The sequence below is a fragment of the Actinoplanes italicus genome, from assembly GCF_003001815.1.
Taxonomy (GTDB): domain Bacteria; phylum Actinomycetota; class Actinomycetes; order Mycobacteriales; family Micromonosporaceae; genus Actinoplanes; species Actinoplanes italicus.
This window is the reverse complement of the sequence record NZ_PVMZ01000002.1, coordinates 39408-56254: the sequence shown is the minus strand read 5'-3', so window position 1 is coordinate 56254 and position 16847 is coordinate 39408. Positions and strand designations below refer to the sequence as shown.

General features: G+C 69.4%; 17 protein-coding genes. 8 read left to right on the top strand and 9 right to left on the bottom strand.

Annotation, left to right across the window (positions count from 1 at the left end; translation table 11 throughout):
* Window positions 1-2 precede the first annotated feature (2 nt).
* Window positions 3-1010: an inorganic phosphate transporter gene (locus CLV67_RS04115; protein WP_106315806.1), complete on the top strand. Its 1008-nt coding sequence runs from the start codon at window positions 3-5 to the stop codon at window positions 1008-1010.
* Window position 1011: 1 nt separating this feature from the next.
* Here the strand turns inward: CLV67_RS04115 and CLV67_RS04110 are convergent, their stop codons facing one another.
* Window positions 1012-1992, bottom strand: a complete 981-nt coding sequence (locus tag CLV67_RS04110) for a Gfo/Idh/MocA family protein (RefSeq protein WP_106315805.1) — start codon at window positions 1990-1992, stop codon at window positions 1012-1014.
* 93 nt (window positions 1993-2085) lie between these two features.
* On the opposite strand from CLV67_RS04110, the gene CLV67_RS04105 reads away from it, so the two are divergent.
* On the top strand, window positions 2086-2862 hold the full coding sequence (locus CLV67_RS04105; RefSeq protein WP_106316418.1) for an NUDIX hydrolase: 777 nt from the start codon (window positions 2086-2088) through the stop codon (window positions 2860-2862).
* Window positions 2863-3736: 874 nt separating this feature from the next.
* Here the strand turns inward: CLV67_RS04105 and pstB are convergent.
* The 6 genes from pstB to CLV67_RS04070 form a co-directional block, all read right to left on the bottom strand.
* Window positions 3737-4513, bottom strand: a complete 777-nt coding sequence (gene pstB, locus CLV67_RS04095) for a phosphate ABC transporter ATP-binding protein PstB (protein WP_106315804.1) — start codon at window positions 4511-4513, stop codon at window positions 3737-3739.
* A 14-nt stretch (window positions 4514-4527) separates the two neighbouring features.
* On the bottom strand, window positions 4528-5613 hold the full coding sequence (gene pstA / locus CLV67_RS04090) for a phosphate ABC transporter permease PstA (protein WP_106315803.1): 1086 nt from the start codon (window positions 5611-5613) through the stop codon (window positions 4528-4530).
* Window positions 5610-6680 carry a phosphate ABC transporter permease subunit PstC gene (pstC, locus tag CLV67_RS04085; RefSeq protein WP_106315802.1) on the bottom strand — a complete coding sequence of 357 codons (1071 nt, stop codon included), beginning with the start codon at window positions 6678-6680 and terminating at the stop codon, window positions 5610-5612. Before pstC ends, pstA begins: the two co-directional genes overlap by 4 nt.
* Window positions 6681-6720: 40 nt before the next feature.
* Complete coding sequence (pstS, locus tag CLV67_RS04080; RefSeq protein WP_106315801.1) at window positions 6721-7815, bottom strand: phosphate ABC transporter substrate-binding protein PstS; 1095 nt, start codon at window positions 7813-7815, stop codon at window positions 6721-6723.
* A 236-nt stretch (window positions 7816-8051) separates the two neighbouring features.
* Entirely contained in the window at window positions 8052-8933 is an 882-nt protein-coding gene (gene mshD / locus CLV67_RS04075; RefSeq protein ID WP_106315800.1) for a mycothiol synthase, read from the bottom strand.
* Window positions 8934-8948: 15 nt separating this feature from the next.
* Window positions 8949-9665, bottom strand: coding sequence for a winged helix-turn-helix transcriptional regulator (locus CLV67_RS04070; protein WP_106315799.1), 717 nt, complete (start codon window positions 9663-9665; stop codon window positions 8949-8951).
* Window positions 9666-9959: 294 nt separating this feature from the next.
* Here CLV67_RS04070 and CLV67_RS04065 point away from each other — a divergent pair, with 294 nt between their 5' ends.
* The 5 genes from CLV67_RS04065 (at window position 9960) to CLV67_RS04050 (ending at window position 13351) form a co-directional block, all read left to right on the top strand.
* On the top strand, window positions 9960-10952 hold the full coding sequence (locus CLV67_RS04065) for a hypothetical protein (RefSeq protein ID WP_106315798.1): 993 nt from the start codon (window positions 9960-9962) through the stop codon (window positions 10950-10952).
* 72 nt (window positions 10953-11024) lie between these two features.
* On the top strand, window positions 11025-11816 hold the full coding sequence (locus tag CLV67_RS04060; RefSeq protein ID WP_239166050.1) for an LmeA family phospholipid-binding protein: 792 nt from the start codon (window positions 11025-11027) through the stop codon (window positions 11814-11816).
* Window positions 11817-11885: 69 nt separating this feature from the next.
* Window positions 11886-11963: an Ms5788A family Cys-rich leader peptide gene (locus CLV67_RS54545; protein ID WP_346265167.1), complete on the top strand. Its 78-nt coding sequence runs from the start codon at window positions 11886-11888 to the stop codon at window positions 11961-11963.
* A 189-nt stretch (window positions 11964-12152) separates the two neighbouring features.
* Complete coding sequence (locus CLV67_RS04055) at window positions 12153-13001, top strand: sulfurtransferase (protein WP_106315797.1); 849 nt, start codon at window positions 12153-12155, stop codon at window positions 12999-13001.
* Complete coding sequence (locus tag CLV67_RS04050; protein WP_373873122.1) at window positions 12998-13351, top strand: DUF1416 domain-containing protein; 354 nt, start codon at window positions 12998-13000, stop codon at window positions 13349-13351. The genes CLV67_RS04055 and CLV67_RS04050 overlap by 4 nt, the downstream gene beginning before the upstream one ends.
* A 92-nt stretch (window positions 13352-13443) precedes the next feature.
* On the opposite strand, the gene CLV67_RS04045 is transcribed toward CLV67_RS04050, so the two are convergent.
* Window positions 13444-14706, bottom strand: coding sequence for an AI-2E family transporter (locus tag CLV67_RS04045; protein ID WP_106315795.1), 1263 nt, complete (start codon window positions 14704-14706; stop codon window positions 13444-13446).
* 148 nt (window positions 14707-14854) lie between these two features.
* Between CLV67_RS04045 and CLV67_RS04040 the strand changes: the two genes are divergently transcribed.
* Complete coding sequence (locus CLV67_RS04040) at window positions 14855-15151, top strand: GroES family chaperonin (RefSeq protein ID WP_203736881.1); 297 nt, start codon at window positions 14855-14857, stop codon at window positions 15149-15151.
* On the opposite strand, the gene CLV67_RS04035 is transcribed toward CLV67_RS04040, so the two are convergent.
* The gene (locus CLV67_RS04035; RefSeq protein ID WP_106315793.1) at window positions 15142-16818 is read right to left on the bottom strand and encodes a PrsW family intramembrane metalloprotease; all 1677 of its coding nucleotides are present in this window, start codon (window positions 16816-16818) and stop codon (window positions 15142-15144) included. The genes CLV67_RS04040 and CLV67_RS04035 overlap by 10 nt on opposite strands.
* Between the last annotated feature and the right edge of the window lie 29 nt (window positions 16819-16847).

The window sequence follows — 16847 nt, the reverse complement described above, 5'->3', positions numbered from 1 at the left end:
GCGTGGATGCCGAACTCATCGCCGTCCTGGCGGTGATCATCGCCGCGATGGCGTTCGACTACACGAACGGTTTCCACGACGCCGCCAACGCCATCGCCACGAGCGTCAGCACCCGCGCGCTCACCCCACGGGTCGCGCTCGCCATGGCCGCGGTCGGCAACTTCATCGGCGCGCACCTGGGCACCGAGGTGGCCAAGACGGTCGGTGACGGCCTGGTCGACCTCCCGATCGGTGTGCCCAGCCTGGGCATCGTCTTCGCCGGCGTGCTCGGCGCCATCACCTGGAACCTGATCACCTGGTATTTCGGACTGCCGTCCAGTTCGTCGCACGCGCTCTTCGGCGGTCTGGTCGGCGCCACCCTGTTCGCGACGGTCGGCAGCGTCCAGTGGGACAACATCATCAACAAGGTGCTGATCCCGATGGTGGTGTCGCCGTTCGTCGGCCTGGCGCTCGGCTTCGTGATGATGGTCGCGATCATGTGGATCTTCCGGCGCGGGCACCCGGGACGGCTCAACCGCGGCTTCCGGTGGGCGCAGACCGCGTCGGCGGCGGCGATGTCCATCGGGCACGGCATGCAGGACGCGGCGAAGACCATGGGCATCGTGGTGCTGGCCCTCTACACAGGTGGATTCCAGAGCAGCCCGACGCACATCCCGGAATGGGTGTACTGGACGTCGGCCGCGGTGCTGGCCGCCGGCACCTACGCCGGTGGATGGCGGATCATCCGTACCCTCGGTCGCAAGATCATTGATCTGGGCCCCGCCGAGGGGTTCGCCGCCGAGACCGTGGCCAGCTCGGTCCTCTACTTCAACGCCCTGGTGCTGCACGCGCCGATCTCCACGACCCACACCATCACGTCGGCGATCATGGGCGTGGGCGCGACGAAACGGCTCAGCGCGGTGCGCTGGAACGTGGCGGGCAACATCGTGATCGCATGGATCACGACGTTCCCCGCCGCCGCGTTCTTCGCCTGCCTCTTCTACTTCGTCGTGCGGCCGCTGTTCGCCTGACCTACTCGTAGACGACCCCGGCCTGGTCGCGCAGGGCGTCCAGCAGCGCCATCACCTCGAGGGTGGTGGTGTGCGAGACGATCGGGCTCTCCAGTTCGCCGGCGAGCAGCGCGCGCTGCACCTCGGCCGCCTCGAACTGGTAACCGCTGCCCTCGAACGGGAACTCGAACGTCTCCGGTGCCCGGTCAGGCCGGGTCAGCGTGAACGAGCGCGGCACGAAGAAGCCCACCGGCAGGTCGATCCGCCCCGCCGTGCCCGTGATCGAGGCCGCATTCCGACTGGCCCCGTTGATGCTGCAGGTCAGGGCCGCGACCGCCCCGGACTCGTAGCCCAGCAGGACACCGGTGTTCTCGTCCACCCGCTCCGGGGTCAGGTGCGACCAGGCCTGTGCCGACGCCGGCGTGCCCAGGATCAGGTGCGCCAGGTGGATCGGGTAGACGCCGAGGTCGAGCAGCGCGCCGCCGCCCAGTTTCGGGTCACGCAGCCGGTGCGACGCCTCGAACGGGCCCTGCAGCCCGAAGTCGGCGTGGACCGCGCTGACGTCACCGATCGCGCCGCCGGCGACAAGCTCGGCGATCTTGCGGATGGCCGGGTTGCAGCGCATCCACATGGCCTCCATCAGGAACACCCCGCGCTCGCGGGCCGCCTCCACGATGCGTGCGGCCGACGGCAGGTCCAGGGTGATCGGCTTCTCCACGAGGACCGCCTTGCCGGCCGCGATGCAGAGCATCGCGGCCTCCAGGTGGAAGGCGTGTGGCGTCGCGACGTAGACCACGTCGACACCGTCGTCGGCGGCCAGGTCGGCGTAGGAACCGTGGGCTCGCGCGAACCCGTACCGCTCGGCGAACGCCTCGGCGCTCGCCAGATTGCGCGAGCCCACAGCGGCGAGCTCGGCACCCTCCACCAGGGGCAGATCCGCTGCGAATGTGCTGGCGATCCCGCCGGGGCCCAGAATCCCCCAGCGCACCTTCTCTCCGGTCATGATCGATACCGTATCGTCCGGGCCGCGCCCGGTGGCACGATCGTCCGTGACCTGACCTGCCCGGGGTGCCAGGATCGAACGGTGACCGACTCGATGCAGCTTCCACCCGCCATGTCACAGCGCGCCCGCGAGTTCACCGGGACGCCCGCGCCGGCCCGCCCGGCGGCGACCGTGGTCCTGCTGCGGCCCGACGACGACGGCTTCCAGGTGTACGTCCTGCGCCGAGCCTCCACGATGGTCTTCGGCGGCGTCTACGCCTTCCCCGGAGGCGTCGTCGACCCCACCGACCAGCCGTCGACCATCCGCGCGGACTGGTCCGAGCGCCTCGGCGTGCCCGATGAACAGGCCCGCGCCGTCGTCGGTGCCGCCGCCCGAGAGCTCTTCGAGGAGGCCGGCATCCTGCTGGCCGGCCCACTGACCGAGCCGGACCGCACCGTCCCCGCCACCGGCACGCCGGACTGGGAGGCCGACAGGGCCGCCGTCCAGCGCCGCGAGCTCTCCATGACCGACCTGCTCGCCCGCCGCGGCCTGCGTCTCCGCGACGACCTGCTGCTCCCCTGGGCCCGCTGGATCACACCCGACTTCGAGCCACGACGCTACGACACCTGGTTCTTCGTGGCGCTGCTTCCCGAGGCGCAGTCCGCCCGCGACGTCTCCGGCGAGGCCGACGGCACCGCGTGGATCTCCCCCACCGTCGGTGACCTGCCGATGCTGCCGCCCACCCGGCGGACCCTCGACGAGATCGCCGCCTCCGGCACGATTCCGGACGTGGTCGCCGCCTCGGCCCACCGCGACGCCGCGACGCCCCTCAACCCCCGCATCGAGGTCGGCCAGGACGGCCAGGTCACCGTCCACCTTCCCAACTTCTAGATCATTTTGTACGGGCTACACCCCTCCTCGCCGAATCGGGGCGTAACCACCTACGAAGCGACGTGGCTGCCCACTCCCGCATCCAGCGCCACTTTCGGGCTGACTCCGCGGGTCACCGACCATCTCAAACCACCTACTCAGCGCTGACCATGCCGGCCGATGCGCCCGCCCCGCAGCCGCTCCCGCGCGGGACGGGCGGCGCGGGACGGCGCGGGACGGCGCGGCGCGGGACGGCACGGCGCGGGACGGGACGGCGCGGCGCGGCGCGGGCCGGCGCGGGACGGCGCGGCGCGGGACGGCGCGGCGCGGGACGGCTGGGCCGATGTAAGCGGGCCGCACGTAGGCGGGGTACGTGTGCGCGGACAGTTGCTGCCGGCGGCGGTGGGGCCACACGCTGGCATTGCGTGTTCACGGGTGGTTGCCGGGACAACGCTGGGGTCGCACAGTCGTCGTGCGTGCGCGCCTACCGCCGCCGAGCGCCCTACATGCGCGCCTACCGCCGCCGAGCCATGGCACGCCCACCGCCCACCGCCCACCGAACCGCCCTGCGTGCGCGCTTGGCGTCGCCGGGCTGCGGTGGGTGTGCATGTCCGTGTTCGTAGGGCGGACGCCTGGGGACTGGGTGCAGGCGTCGGCCGGACGGTGGCGCGTCGTCGCCGCCGGAGCCGGAGGTTCCGTTAGGTGTCGCCTCAGCCCGTGAGGCGCGCTGGGACCGCTCGGGCCCGCCTTCGTCGCGCTGTAGGTGGGGACGCGCGGGATTCGGCGGGAGTGGTAGCCCGTACCAAATCAGGAAGAACGCCGGCCCTCGCATTGCGGGACCGGCGCTCCAACGCGGTTCTGATCGGCCGAAGGCCAGGCGATGGCCGGCCGAGGATCAGCCGAAGCGGCCGGTGATGTAGTCCTCGGTCTTCTTCTGCGTCGGGTTGCTGAAGATCTTCTGGGTGTCGTCGTACTCGATGAGGCGGCCGGGGTCGCCGGTCTTGTCGATCGAGAAGAAGCCCGTCTTGTCGCTGACGCGGGCGGCCTGCTGCATGTTGTGCGTGACGATGATGATCGTGAAGCGGTCCTTCAGCTTGAACATCAGGTCCTCGATCGCCAGCGTCGAGATCGGGTCGAGCGCCGAACACGGCTCGTCCATCAGCACGACCTGGGGCTCGACCGCGATGGTGCGGGCGATGCAGAGACGCTGCTGCTGACCGCCGGACAGGCCGGCACCGGGACGATCGAGGCGGTCCTTGACCTCGTCCCACAGGTTCGCCGAGCGCAGCGACTTCTCGGCCGCCTCGTCGAGCAGCGACTTCTTCTTGACACCGTTGAGCTTGAGACCGGCGACCGCGTTCTCGTAGATCGACATCGTCGGGAACGGGTTGGGCCGCTGGAAGACCATGCCGATCATGCGACGTACGGCCGTGACGTCCACGTCCGGGTCGTAGATGTTCTGGTCGTCGATGGTCAGGCTGCCCTCGATGCGGGCGTTCGGCAGCACCTCGTGCATGCGGTTGATCGACCGCAGGAACGTCGACTTGCCGCAACCGGACGGACCGATCAGAGCGGTGATCGTCTTCGGCTCGACCGTCATCGAGACGCTGTCGATCGCCTTGAACGCGCCGTAGTAGGAGGAGACGTTGCTCGCCTCGATGCGCTTGGCCATGGAGGGCACCTTCTTTACCGGGACAGTTTGTTGCGACGGGCGAGCAGCTTGGCGGCGACGGTCAGGACCAGGACCAGCGCCACCAGGGTGAGCGCGGCGGTCCAGGCACGGTCCGGCGCATAGCGGGAGGCGTCCCCGGCCTGCTGGTACACGAAGAGCGAGAGGGACTGCTGGTTTCCGGCGAACGGGTCGAAGTTGATCGCCGCGGCGCCGCCGGCGACCAGCAGGACCGGTGCGGTCTCGCCGGCCGCGCGGGCCACGGCGAGCATCACGCCGGTGACGATGCCGGGCAGGGCGGTCGGCAGGACCACGCTGAGGATCGTCTTCCACTGGGGTACGCCGAGCGCGTACGAGCCCTCGCGCAGAGGCCCCGGCACGAGCCGGAGCATCTCCTCGGTGGAGCGGACGATCGTCGGGAGCATCAGCACCGCGAGCGCCAGTGAGGCCGCGAAGCCGGAGAAGCGCGGCTGCCCGTTGTTGAACCAGGGGCTGACGATGAGCACCCAGAACGACAGGATGAACAGACCGGCCACGATCGACGGGATGCCGGTCATGACGTCGACGAAGAACCGGACCGTGCCGGCGAACTTGCCGCGGCCGTACTCGACCAGGTAGATCGCGCCGAGCACACCCAGCGGGACGGCCATCAGCGTGGCGATGCCGACCTGCTCCAGGGTGCCGATGATGGCGTGGTAGGCGCCGCCCTCGGGGTCGCGGGCACCGATGTTGTTCATCGAGGTGCCGAAGAAATTGCCGTCGAGGCGCGCGACGCCCTTGGAGACCAGCGTCCAGACCACCGAGGCGAGCGGCAGGATGGCCAGGATGCAGGCGGAGTAGATGAGCGACTTCATGGTCCGGTTGCGGGCGGCCCGCCTGCCCTCGATCCGGCCCGCCACGACGGAGAGCCCGATCAGGTAGAAGACCCAGCCGAGCACGACGACCAGGACCCAGTTGCCGATGCCGGGTACGAGCACGACCGCGGCGGCGACCACGAACGCGGCCACCGCGACGAGGACGTTCGTCACCACGGGGAGCTTCCGGGTCCGGATGTTGTCCGGCGTCATGACGACGCCGGGGCTCTGCTGCTCAAGAAGACTCATGCGGCACTGTCCCGGAACTCGCGGCGGCGGTAGATGATCGCCCGCGCCGTCATGTTGACCACGAGCGTGATCGCGAAGAGCACCAGACCGGAGGCGATCAGTGCGCCGCGGCCGGTGTCGTTGGCCTCCGCGAAGGAGTTCGCGATGTTGGCGGCGACCGAGTTGCCGCCGTTCTCGATCAGGTTGAACGAGATGTCGAAGGCGACGCTGAGGGTCAGGGCCAGGGCGATGGTCTCACCGAGAGCACGACCGAGGCCGAGCATGACGGCGGCGATCACGCCGGGCTTGCCGTACGGCAGCACCGCGGTCCGGATCATCTCCCAGCGGGTGGCGCCGAGCGCGAGCGCGGCCTCCTCGTTCATGCCGGGGGTCTGCTGGAAGACCTCGCGGGAGAGCGAGGTGACGATCGGCAGCACCATGATCGCCAGCACCAGGCCGCCGAGCATGATCGACTGACCGAACGGTCCGTCGCCGCCGAAGAGCGGGATCCAGCTGAAGTACTTGTTGAGCCAGATCGAGAAGTCACGTACCGGCTCCTGGAAGACGTCCCGGCCCCACAGACCGAAGACGACGCTGGGTACGGCCGCGAGCAGGTCGATCACGAAGCCCAGCGGGGTGGCGAGCCGCTTGGGCGCGTAGTGCGACAGGAACAGCGCGATCCCCAGGGCGATCGGCACCGCGACGATCAGCGCGATGACCGAGCTGAGGACGGTGCCGAAGGCCAGTGCCGCGATACCGAAGGAGGGGTTGGCCTCGTTCGGCGCCCATTCGAACTGGGTGAAGAAGTCGCCGGTGTTGGCCTGCAACGCAGGGACCGCTTTGGAGATCAGGAAGACGGCGATGGCGACGATGATGACCAGCACCATCGCCCCGGAGGCCGTGGACAGGCCGCGGAAGCCCGCCTCGATCGAGAATCGGGCCTTCTTGGGCAGTGCGCCACCGCCACCGAGCGGGGGCTCGTCGTGATTACTCGGGGAAGAGCCGTAGCCGGCGCCCTGGGCGTGACGCGGAGTCACGCCCAGGTCGCCGGCGGTGGCGTTCACCGAGCGGGAAGGGTAGTCACCCATCTGCGCGCTCGCTGTCGTCTCGGAGGGATGGTCTGGCTGATCAGGCGATCGAGGCGACCGACTCGGCGACCTTGGCGCGCAGGGTCTCCGGCAGCGGGGCGTAACCCAGCTCGGAGAGCTCCTTCTGGCCTTCGGCGCTCGAGGCGAACTTCAGGAAGGACTGGATCTCCTTGGCCTTGCCGCTGCCCTTGCTGCAGGCGATCTCGTAGGTCACCAGCACGATCGGGTACGCGCCCGCGGTCTTGGTGGCGTAGTCGAGGGACAGGGCCAGGTCGCCGTCCTTGCCCTTGATCTCGGCGTTCTCGAAGGTCTTGCCGGCGCTCTCGGCGGACAGCGCCACGTACTCGCCGGCACCGTTCTTGATCTTCGCGGTCTGCAGGCTCTGGTTCTCGGCGAACGACATCTCGATGTAGGAGATGGTGTTCGCGGTGCCCTTGACCTTGGTGGCGATGCCGTCCGACTTGGAGACGGCGGTGCCGCCCGGAGCCTTCCACGCCTTCGCGTTGCCGTAGGTCCAGTCGGCCTCGGCGGTCTTGCTCAGGAACTTGGTGAAGTTGTCGCTCGTGCCGGACTCGTCCGCACGGTGCACCGTCTCGATGTTGGCGGCCGGGAGCTTCGCGCCGGAGTTCTCGGCGGCGATGGCCGGGTCGTCCCACTTCGTGATCTTGCCCGCGAAGATCTTCGCCAGGGTGGAGGACGAGAACTGCAGACCGTCGGCGCCCTCGACGTTGTAGACGACGGCGATCGGGCCGATGACCATCGGGAGGTTGAGGGCCTTGCCACCGGCGCACTTGGCGTCGGCCTGCGGCTGCTCCTCCTCCTTCAGGGCCGAGTCGGAACCGGCGAAGTCGGCGGTGCCGGCGATGAAGGCCTCGATGCCCGCACCGGAACCGGTGCCCTGGTAGTCAACCTTGGCGTCGGCGCCGCACTTGGTCTGGTACGCCTTGATCCACTCGTCCATGGCGTTCTTCTGAGCAGTGGAGCCCTGCGCCGTCAGGCTGCCGCTGACGCAGTCACCGGGAGCAGCGGAAGTGCCGCCCGTCGTCGGCTCGACATTGTCCGAGCCGCACGCGGTGAGCGCGATCGTCGCAGTCAAAGCAATGCCGGCCACGAAACCGGACCGCTGGAGCTTCACGGTTGTCCCTTCGGGTTCTGCAGCCGGTCTCTCACCGGCTCACACCCGAAAAGCTAGGAAGGCGAAGTGACCGGATCCCCGGTCGTAAATGAACTGGGAGTGAACAGGTCCGCGCCGGAAGGTAGCCATCCCCCGGAATACAGTTGTCCGTTAAGTGAACTGCGCTCCAGCTACCCGATATGTCGGTTATTTACGTACAGTCGTGACCGGAGCGAGACATTCGCTTGACCGGGCCGTTATCGGCGGTAGTTCACGTCCGTCTTGAAAACCTCGAACCCGAGCCCCCGGTACAGCTTCACGGCGGCGGTGTTCGACTCGTCCACATAGAGTCCGGCGACGGTGAGCCCGGTCTCCGCCAGATGCTTGAGACCGGCCACACTCAGCGCGGCACCCAGCCCACGCCGGTGCCCGGACGGGTCGACACCGAGCACATAGATCTCACCGACCGCCGGCTCGTCACCCGACGCCGGATGCACCTTGGTCCAGTGAAAGCCGAGCAGCTTGTCGGTGATGTCGACGGCCAGCAGAAAGCCGGCCGGGTCGAACCACGGCTCCGCCTCCCGGGTCAGCAGGTCGGCGAGAACCCAGCGGCCCTGCTCCGGATGGTCGGCGAAGGCCCGCGCGTTGACACCGATCCAGGCGTCCTCGTCGGAGCCGGGGCGGAAACTGCGGACGGTCACACCGTCGGGCAGCGGGATGTGGGGCAGCGGCTCGAGCAGCGAGCGGCGCATCTGCCACAGCACACGAGCCCGGTCGAAGCCGTTCCGCGAGGCGAAGGCGGCCGCCCCGGGATCGTCGCCGTGGGCCCAGAACCGCATCGGGCCCGGACCGGCGGCGGTCAGCAACTCGGTGCCGACACCCGCGCGACGGAAGTCGGGATGGACGATCAGCTCGCCGGAGGAGTCCTCCAGGAAGGCGTAGCCGGCCAGCCGGTCACCGGCGTACGCCAGCAGATGCCGTCCCTGGTTGGGCACGTCGCCGCGAACCCGCAGCACGACGTCCTCGGAGAGCGGGTAGACGCCGTCGAGGTGCCCCGCGGCCGCGGCCAGGGCCAGAACGTCGTCGGCCTCGGACGGCGACAGCCGGTCCGTGGCACGGACCGGCTGTCGACTCGTCATGAAAGGAACTCCAGCTCAGACCGGAAGGGAGACCGGCTCGTTGTCCGGCAGCTGACGGCCGGACGGCGGGACCACGAACTTGTAGCCCACCTGGCGGACGGTACCGATCATCGACTCGTACTCCGAGCCGAGCTTGGCGCGCAGACGACGCACGTGCACGTCGACCGTCCGGGTGCCGCCGAAATAGTCGTAGCCCCAGACCTCGCGCAGCAGCTGGTCGCGGGTGAAGACCCGGCCCGGGTGCTGAGCGAGGAACTTGAGCAGCTCGAACTCCTTGTAGGTGAGGTCGAGCGGACGCCCCTTGAGCTTCGCGGCATAGGTGTCCGGGTCGATGTTGAGCTCGCCCGCGCGGATCGAGCCGCCGGCGCCGGCGGTCGCGTTGTTGAGACGGCCGACCGACAGGCGCAGCCGGGCCTCGACCTCGGCCGGGCCCGCGCTGGCCAGAATGACGTCGTCGACGCCCCAGTCGGCGTTCAGCGCGATCAGGCCGGCCTCGGTGACGACAGCGATCAGCGGGACACCGATACCCGTGGCGTGCAGCATGCGGCAGGTGGCACGAGCCTCGGAGAGCTCGGAGCGGGCGTCGACCAGAACGGCGTCGGGGCTGGGCCCGGAAACCAGGGTGCGAACGTCGCGGGGGGCGGTGCGAACCGAGTGGGGCAGAAGGTCCAGAGCGGGCAGTACGGCAGAGGGCTCACCGGCACGTGCCGTGACCAGCAGAAGGATCTCCACACTCACCTCCGTCCTTGCGGCTTGGAGCCGCTCGGGTGACCCGGTCTGCGAGAGCTTGGGGGGCTTCGCCACCGGAGAATGGGGCCCGGCGTCACCGACGGGTGGGTTGCGCTCACCTTAACCGATGCATCAGCCCGTTTACCCCGGTCGCACGTGCAAGTGATGTAGAAAACGCCATTCAGGCAGCCGAACGGTGGATTCGTAACCAGCCTTTTACCTGAGAGGTGAGGTCACCGCGGCAGCGATTGGGACCACGGTCACGGGTCTGGCACGATCGCAGTCGTGTTTCCCTCTATGCCGAACGACGACCCCTGGGACGCCGAGGCCTCTCAGCAGGTCGCCCGCATGAACCCGGGGCGGCCCAAGGCCGGGTTCTACGGCGCCGTCCCGGAGGAGGACGAGGAGAACACACCCTCCTCCGATTCCGAGGGCGAGGAGGATTTCGAGGAGATCGAGATCCTTCCGGTACGGCCGAAACTGTCGGCCGCCATCGGCGGGTTCGCGGTTCTGCTCGCCACCGCACTGATCGTCGCGGGACACGCGACCGGACCCGGCGCGCGTGTCTCGTACGCCATCGTGCTCTTCGGTGTTCAGTTGTTGGGCCTGCTGGCCTGGACCATGGCGTTGCGCCCACCGGCGGCCGGAGCGACCGCGGCGATCATCGCGCTGACGGCCGGCACCGCCGACTACCTGGCGGTGACCGGCGAACCCGGTGCGCTGCTGCCACTGCTCTGGGTCGGCCTCGGCGGGTTCGCGGCCACGCTGATCGCCCAGGTGATCCGGGCCGAGGACCGGCAACGGGCCAAGGACTCGTGGCGGACCACGCTGCTGATCGTGTCCGGAGCCACCGCCTACGCCGTCCTGATCACGCTGGTCCGGGAGCCGCTCGGCGCACCCGCGATCCTGGTCTGCTGCACCGGCGCCGGGGTGGCACTGCTGGTCGCCCGGCTCACCGACGCGGTCTTCCCGAAACCGCGGATCGCCGCCCAGGTGCCGCGCGGCGGGGCCGGCATCGTCCTCGGCGCCATGCTCGGCACACTCGTCTCGGCCGTGCTCGGCAGTTACCTGGTGTTCCCGTTCGACCCGACCAAGGGTGCGGTTCTCGGCCTGGTCGCCGCGGTGGCCGCGCACCTGGTCGATCTGGCCGTCAACTTCGGCGAGGCGGGACGACGGCTGGCCGGCGAGGCGCCGACCTTCTGGCTGGCCCGGCACATGCAGGGCCCTCTCGGCGGATTCGCCCTCACCGCGGTCGCCGCCTACGCCGCGGTGCACTGGTATCTCAGCTGACCCACCGGTTTCATCGAACCCTCGACGCGGGCATGTACGTTCCCCAGGGCAACTGGTGATTCGGGAGGAACAGTGGCCGAGGTGTACGGAACGGAACGTCCCCGCCGTCGCCGGGGACGCAAACTGCTGTTCGTCCTCCTGACGCTGCTGGTCATCCTGCTCATCGGGCTGGTGGTACTGGACCGTTTCAGCAACTCGTACGCCGAGAATGTCATCGCCGACAAGGTGACCGAGGAGGTCGCGAACCAGAAGGCGGAGAGCAGCCGCCCGGTGGTCACCATCGCCGGCGTCCCGTTCCTCACCCAGGTACTCGCCGGGAAGTACGAGGAGATCCGGATCGAGCTGCCCGACTTCAAGGCGCAGACCGGCACCGGAGAGACCGTCCGGATGGACGTGCTGGACATCCGCGCCCGCCAGGTGACCGCCCCGCTGAGCGCGCTGCGCTCGGGTCAGGGCGAGGTCCGGGCCGGCACGGTGACCGGAACCGGCACCCTCGACTACGGGCTGCTCGCCGACGCGACCGGCCAGCAGGGCCTGCAACTGGCCGAGAAAGACGGCAAGCTGGTCGGCTCGGGAGTCGTGAAGATCTCGCAGACCCAGGAGATCCCGCTGTCGGCCGCGGCGGAACTGAAGGTCGTCGACGGCAGGGTGCAGGTGCGTTTCTCCGACGTGACGGCTCAGGGCGTGCCGGACAACCCGCTGGTACGGACCCAGGTCAACTCGTTCGTCGAGCGGATGGCATTCGAGCTCGACGTGCCGAAGCTGCCGTTGAACCTGGTCATCCAGGAGCTGACGCCGCTGCCGGACGGCCTGCGCGTCACCCTCGGGGCGACCGATGTCCCCCTTGCCGCGGGCGGGGTGTGACCACCGTCCGATCCCGGATCGTGGTCGGTCCTGTTCCGAGAGTTGGGCCCGCTGGTAAGGTCGGTTCTCATGAGCCTGTTGCTCACGAAAAGGCGCGCGATCGACCTGTGTCGCGTGGCCGCGTGCCTGTGTCGCCCTGTCAACTGACGGGGCCATTCAGCGCTGAGCACCCTCTTCTGCTCTAGCTAAGTCCAGGGCAACTTCCAGCCCGGCAGTGGCGCCGTCGCACAGCAGCCCGTGATCCCACCCCACCGATGGGTCCGCGCGGAGTGCGACAACAAAGCTCTCTCCGTGCGCTGACTCTCCCTCCACCCACCTTCCACAGGGAGTGAACCGATGAGTCGCGACACCGCACTCGTCTCGGCCGAGTGGGCCGAGCAGAACCTGGAGACCCCGGGCCTCGTCTTCGTCGAGGTCGACGAGGACACCACCGCCTACGACGGCGGTCACATCCCCGGCGCCATCAAGCTGGACTGGAAGAAGGACCTGCAGGACCCGGTCCGGCGTGACTTCGTCAACCAGGAGCAGTTCGAGGCCCTGCTGTCCGAGCGCGGCATCTCCAACGACGACACCGTGATCCTGTACGGCGGCAACAACAACTGGTTCGCCGCCTACGCGTACTGGTACTTCAAGCTGTACGGCCACGAGCAGGTCCGCCTGATCGACGGCGGCCGCAAGAAGTGGGAGCTGGACGCCCGCGTCTACACCAAGGACGTGCCGGTCCGCGAGAAGACCTCCTACACCGCCAAGGCTCCGAACCTGGAGATCCGGGCGTTCCGTGACGAGGTCGTCCAGGCCATCGGTGTGAAGAACCTGGTCGACGTGCGCAGCCCCGACGAGTTCGCCGGCCGTCTGCTCGCCCCGGCGCACCTGCCGCAGGAGCAGTCGCAGCGGGGTGGCCACATCCCGACCGCGATCAGCGTGCCGTGGAGCAAGGCCGCCAACGAGGACGGCACCTTCAAGTCGGACGAGGAGCTCGCCAAGATCTACGGCGAGGCCGGCCTCGACGGCAGCAAGGACACCATCGCGTACTGCCGTATCGGCGAGCGCTCCTCGCACACCTGGTTCGTGCTCAAGGAGATCCTCGGCCACGAGAACGTGAAGAACTACGACGGTTCCTGGACCGAGTACGGCTCGCTCATCGGTGTGCCGATCGCCCTCGGCGACGAACCCGGAAAGGCCTGATCACCATGACTTCTCCCGCAACGAACGTCGCCAACGTCGCGGCCGGCTGCGCCGCCCCCGACCAGTCCGCGCCCCTCCCCAGCAGCGTGGACCTGGCCAAGGAGACGGTCATCACGGGCATCGTCCGCAACGCGGAGGGTGAGGTCGTCGGTGGCGCGTACGTGCGTCTGCTCGACGGCTCCGGTGAGTTCACCGCCGAGGTGGTCTCGTCGCCCGAGGGTGTCTTCCGGTTCTTCGCCGCGCCCGGCTCGTGGACCGTCCGCGCGCTGAGCCGGCACGGCAACGGCGAGCTCGCCGTCGACGCCGCCCGCGGCGTCAACGAGATCGCGCTGAACGTGGCCACCGCCTGACCCCACGCTCTGTTCGGCCGGCTCTCACCGCTGTCTCAGGTCTCCTGAGGCAACGGTGGGAGCCGGCTCGTTTTTCCCGGCTGTGCCGGGGTTCAGGCTCCGCCGGTGGTGACGACCTCGGCGTGCGGCGGGATCTCCGGGCGTCGGCGGGACAGACGGCGCACGGCCGTGTTGAGGACGGCGATGAGAGGCACGGCCACGAGCGCCCCGATGATCCCGGCGAGCACCACACCGCAGGCGATGCCGATGATCACCGCAAGCGGGTGCACCGCGACGGCCCGGCCCATGATCAGCGGCTGGAGCACGTGCCCCTCGATCTGCTGCACCAGGATGACCGCGCCCAGCGTGATCAGGGCGACCACCCAGCCCTCGTCGACCAGGGCCACCAGCGCGGCGACCGCACCCGACACGCTGGCGCCGACGATCGGCACGAACGCGCCCAGGAACACCAGCGCGGCCAGCGGGAACGCGAACTCCACCTCCAGCACCACCAGCGCCAGGCCGATGCCGACGGCGTCGATGAAGGCGACCAGCACGGTGGCCCGGACGTAGGAACCGAGCGTGGCCCAGGCCGCGTCCCCGGCGTCGGCCAACGACCAGCGCGCGTTCACCGGGAACAGGCGGACGATGAATCGCCAGATGGCCCGGCCGTCGCGCAGGAAGAAGAACGTCGCGAAGATCACCAGGAGCATCCCGGTGACCAACTCGGCGATCGTCGCGACGGTGGCGATACCGGTGGAGGTCAGCGACGCCGTGTTCGCGTTGATCCACTCCTCGGCCGCGGCGATGCCCTGGTTCACCTGGTTGTCGGAGAGGTGCAGAGGCCCGGTCTCGGCCCACTTCTGGATCTGGTTGACACCGGCGGCCGCGTTCTCGGTCAGTTTCGGCACGCCCGCGATGAACTCGTTCACCACCAGGGTCAGCGTGAGAACGAGCGCGCCGATGCCGCTGACCAGCACCAGGAACGTGGCCAGTGAGCGGGGCGCGCGCAACCGCAGCAGCCAGCCCACCGCCGGTCCGAACAGGGCGGACAGCAGAAGAGCGATGGCCAGCGGGACCACCACGATGCTGACCATGCCGATCAGTCGCAGCAGCGCCCAGCCGATCACGCCGACCACGATCAGCCGCCAGCTCCAGGCCGCGGCGATCCGCAGTGTCTGCGGCACGTCGGCGTCGTCCCGGCTGGCCGTCGAGTGGTGCACGATCTCCGGATCTTCCGCCGCGGGATAGAACTCGTCGTAGTGGTCCGGCTCCGGCGCCGGGCGCTCGGCCCGGGCTTGCCGCACCGAGTCCCGCCCGCTGTCGTAGGCCTTCCTCAGGTTGTCCCGGACCCGCTGAAAGCGGTTCAACCGCATAACCCCCTCGACCTGTTCCGATGCGCCGGGTCCACGCTAGTACCCAGATGCGTGGATCGCCTTACCCGGCGATCGGGCGAACCAGTCGCGGCGTACCGTCTGCAACGTGAGTGCCGACACCCGTACCGAGACCGGACTGCCGATCCGGATGCTGCACGACCGCGTCCTCGTCCGCCAGGACGGCGGGGAGGGGGAACGCCGGTCCACCGCCGGCATCGTGATCCCGGCCACCGCCTCGATGGGACGGCGCCTGTCCTGGGCGACCGCAGTCGGGGTGGGTCCCAACGTCCGCTCCATCGTGGTGGGCGACCGGGTCCTGTTCGACCCGGACGACCGCTCCGAGGTGGAGCTGCACGGCAGGGGTTACGTCCTGCTGCGCGAGCGCGACGTGCACGCGGTCGCGGCCACCCGGGTCGAGTCGGACGGCACCGGCCTCTACCTCTGAGGCGGCATCGGGGCGTACGGCGGCGGGCCGCCGTGACCGTACGGGCTGCCGTAGCCGTACGGGCTCCCGTAGGACGGCGGCGGTGGCAGTGACGGCAGGACGATCGGCACCGGCATGACCGGCTCCGGCGGTGGCGCGACGGTACGCACTTCGCCGTCCGGGAAGGTGATCCGGTAGTGGCGCCCGTCCCACCATGACGGCGGCGTCTGCGGGTCGCGCCCGGCGAACGCCGACCGGTAGTTGGTGATGGCGACCAGCAGCTCCCGCTCGTCGTGCAGGGTCCGGTCCAGTTCCATCGGTGTTCTCGCCAGGCCACGCTCGAGCCCGTCACGCAGCAGCGCGAGCCGGGTCGCGGCGAACTGGAACTCCCGCATGGCCCGCTTCCCGACCGGCCCGGCCACCCGGCGTGCCCACTCCCGGGCGGCGTGCCGGCGGCCCAGCGTGCCGAGCGCGGCCACCTCGGACGGGGCGAACCAGCCGGCGTCCGCGTACGGGTACAGCACCCGCTCGGCCAGGCGACCCTCCCAGCTGCGCAGGGCGATGGCCAGGCCCACGACCGCGAAGAAGAACGGCACCATGAAGCCGAGGTAGCCGTACAGCATGATCAGGGTCTCGCCGGTTGCGGCGGCCAGTGTCGGCAGCAGGTTGAAGATGCCGTGCAGGATCATCGCCAGGAGCAGGCCGGCGATCGGGGCGAGCACCCGGACCGTCTTGTTCCCGGAGCGCGCCGCGATGCCCAGGCCGAGGCCGGCCATCGAGGTGAAGAGCGGGTGCGCGAAGCCGGTGAACAGGATCCGCACGATGAAGATCAGGAAGACGTTCTGCAGGCCGGTGGCCGGCCCGTACTCCGCCTCACCGGCCGCGTAACCGTGTCCGCCCAGGTAAAGCACGTTCTCCACCATGGCGAAGCCGAGCGCGGACAGGCCGCAGTAGACGATGCCGTCGGTCATGCCGGACCACTCGGAGCGTCGCAGCCAGAAGAGCAGCAGCGGGCCGAGGAACTTCATCGACTCCTCGATGAAGGGCGCGACCAGTACCGCGACCAGGGCGTCCGGCAGGCCGACCCGGTCCAGCAGCCAAGCCGAGCCGGTGTTCACCCCGAGGGCGACCAGGGTCGCGATCGCGGCGCCCCAGGCGAAGCAGAACACGAGGTATCTGGCCGGCTCCGGCTCGTAGCGGTCCAGCCAGATGAAGCTGCTGGCCAGCAACGGCACCGGAAGGATGGCCGCGGTCAGGCCGATCACCAGGCCGGTGATGCCCAGGTTGTAGCCGAAGTAGGTGAGCAGGGCGATGGCCGCCAGGGCGATCCCCGCGATCGCGATGGTCATCAGCAGCCAGCGAGGCCAGCCGGTGCGACGGCCCGGTACCGCGACCTTCGCCGGATCGGTCATCCCGGGGTACGGCGGAACGGGCGCCGGACCGGGCGCGAGCACCACCGGGGTGTATTGCGGCGGAGCCGAGGACGGGGAGACGAGCGGTAGCGCCGAGGACGGCGGAGCGGCCGGCGAGGCCGGTCGCACCACGGAGGGCGCCGCCGGCGACACGGGCGGCTCCCCGAAGACCGGCGCTTCGAAGGTCAGTGGGGCCGGAGCCTCGGGGGCAGCCGGAGGAGCGGACTGCGGACGGTCGGCGGGTTCGGGCGATCCGCTCGGCGAGACATCGGCCATGACCGCCAGCGTAGTCATCGAATCCGCAC

Bases quoted from the DNA above. Each gene is read 5' to 3' on its own strand.
- CLV67_RS04110 (WP_106315805.1), bottom strand. From the start codon at position 1,992: ATGACCGGAGAGAAGGTGCGCTGGGGGATTCTGGGCCCCGGCGGGATC.
- CLV67_RS04105 (WP_106316418.1), top strand. From the start codon at position 2,086: ATGCAGCTTCCACCCGCCATGTCACAGCGCGCCCGCGAGTTCACCGGG.
- pstB (WP_106315804.1), bottom strand. From the start codon at position 4,513: ATGGCCAAGCGCATCGAGGCGAGCAACGTCTCCTCCTACTACGGCGCG.
- pstA (WP_106315803.1), bottom strand. From the start codon at position 5,613: ATGAGTCTTCTTGAGCAGCAGAGCCCCGGCGTCGTCATGACGCCGGAC.
- pstC (WP_106315802.1), bottom strand. From the start codon at position 6,680: ATGGGTGACTACCCTTCCCGCTCGGTGAACGCCACCGCCGGCGACCTG.
- mshD (WP_106315800.1), bottom strand. From the start codon at position 8,933: ATGACGAGTCGACAGCCGGTCCGTGCCACGGACCGGCTGTCGCCGTCC.
- CLV67_RS04065 (WP_106315798.1), top strand. From the start codon at position 9,960: ATGCCGAACGACGACCCCTGGGACGCCGAGGCCTCTCAGCAGGTCGCC.
- CLV67_RS54545 (WP_346265167.1), top strand. From the start codon at position 11,886: ATGAGCCTGTTGCTCACGAAAAGGCGCGCGATCGACCTGTGTCGCGTG.
- CLV67_RS04055 (WP_106315797.1), top strand. From the start codon at position 12,153: ATGAGTCGCGACACCGCACTCGTCTCGGCCGAGTGGGCCGAGCAGAAC.
- CLV67_RS04045 (WP_106315795.1), bottom strand. From the start codon at position 14,706: ATGCGGTTGAACCGCTTTCAGCGGGTCCGGGACAACCTGAGGAAGGCC.
- CLV67_RS04040 (WP_203736881.1), top strand. From the start codon at position 14,855: ATGCTGCACGACCGCGTCCTCGTCCGCCAGGACGGCGGGGAGGGGGAA.
- CLV67_RS04035 (WP_106315793.1), bottom strand. From the start codon at position 16,818: ATGGCCGATGTCTCGCCGAGCGGATCGCCCGAACCCGCCGACCGTCCG.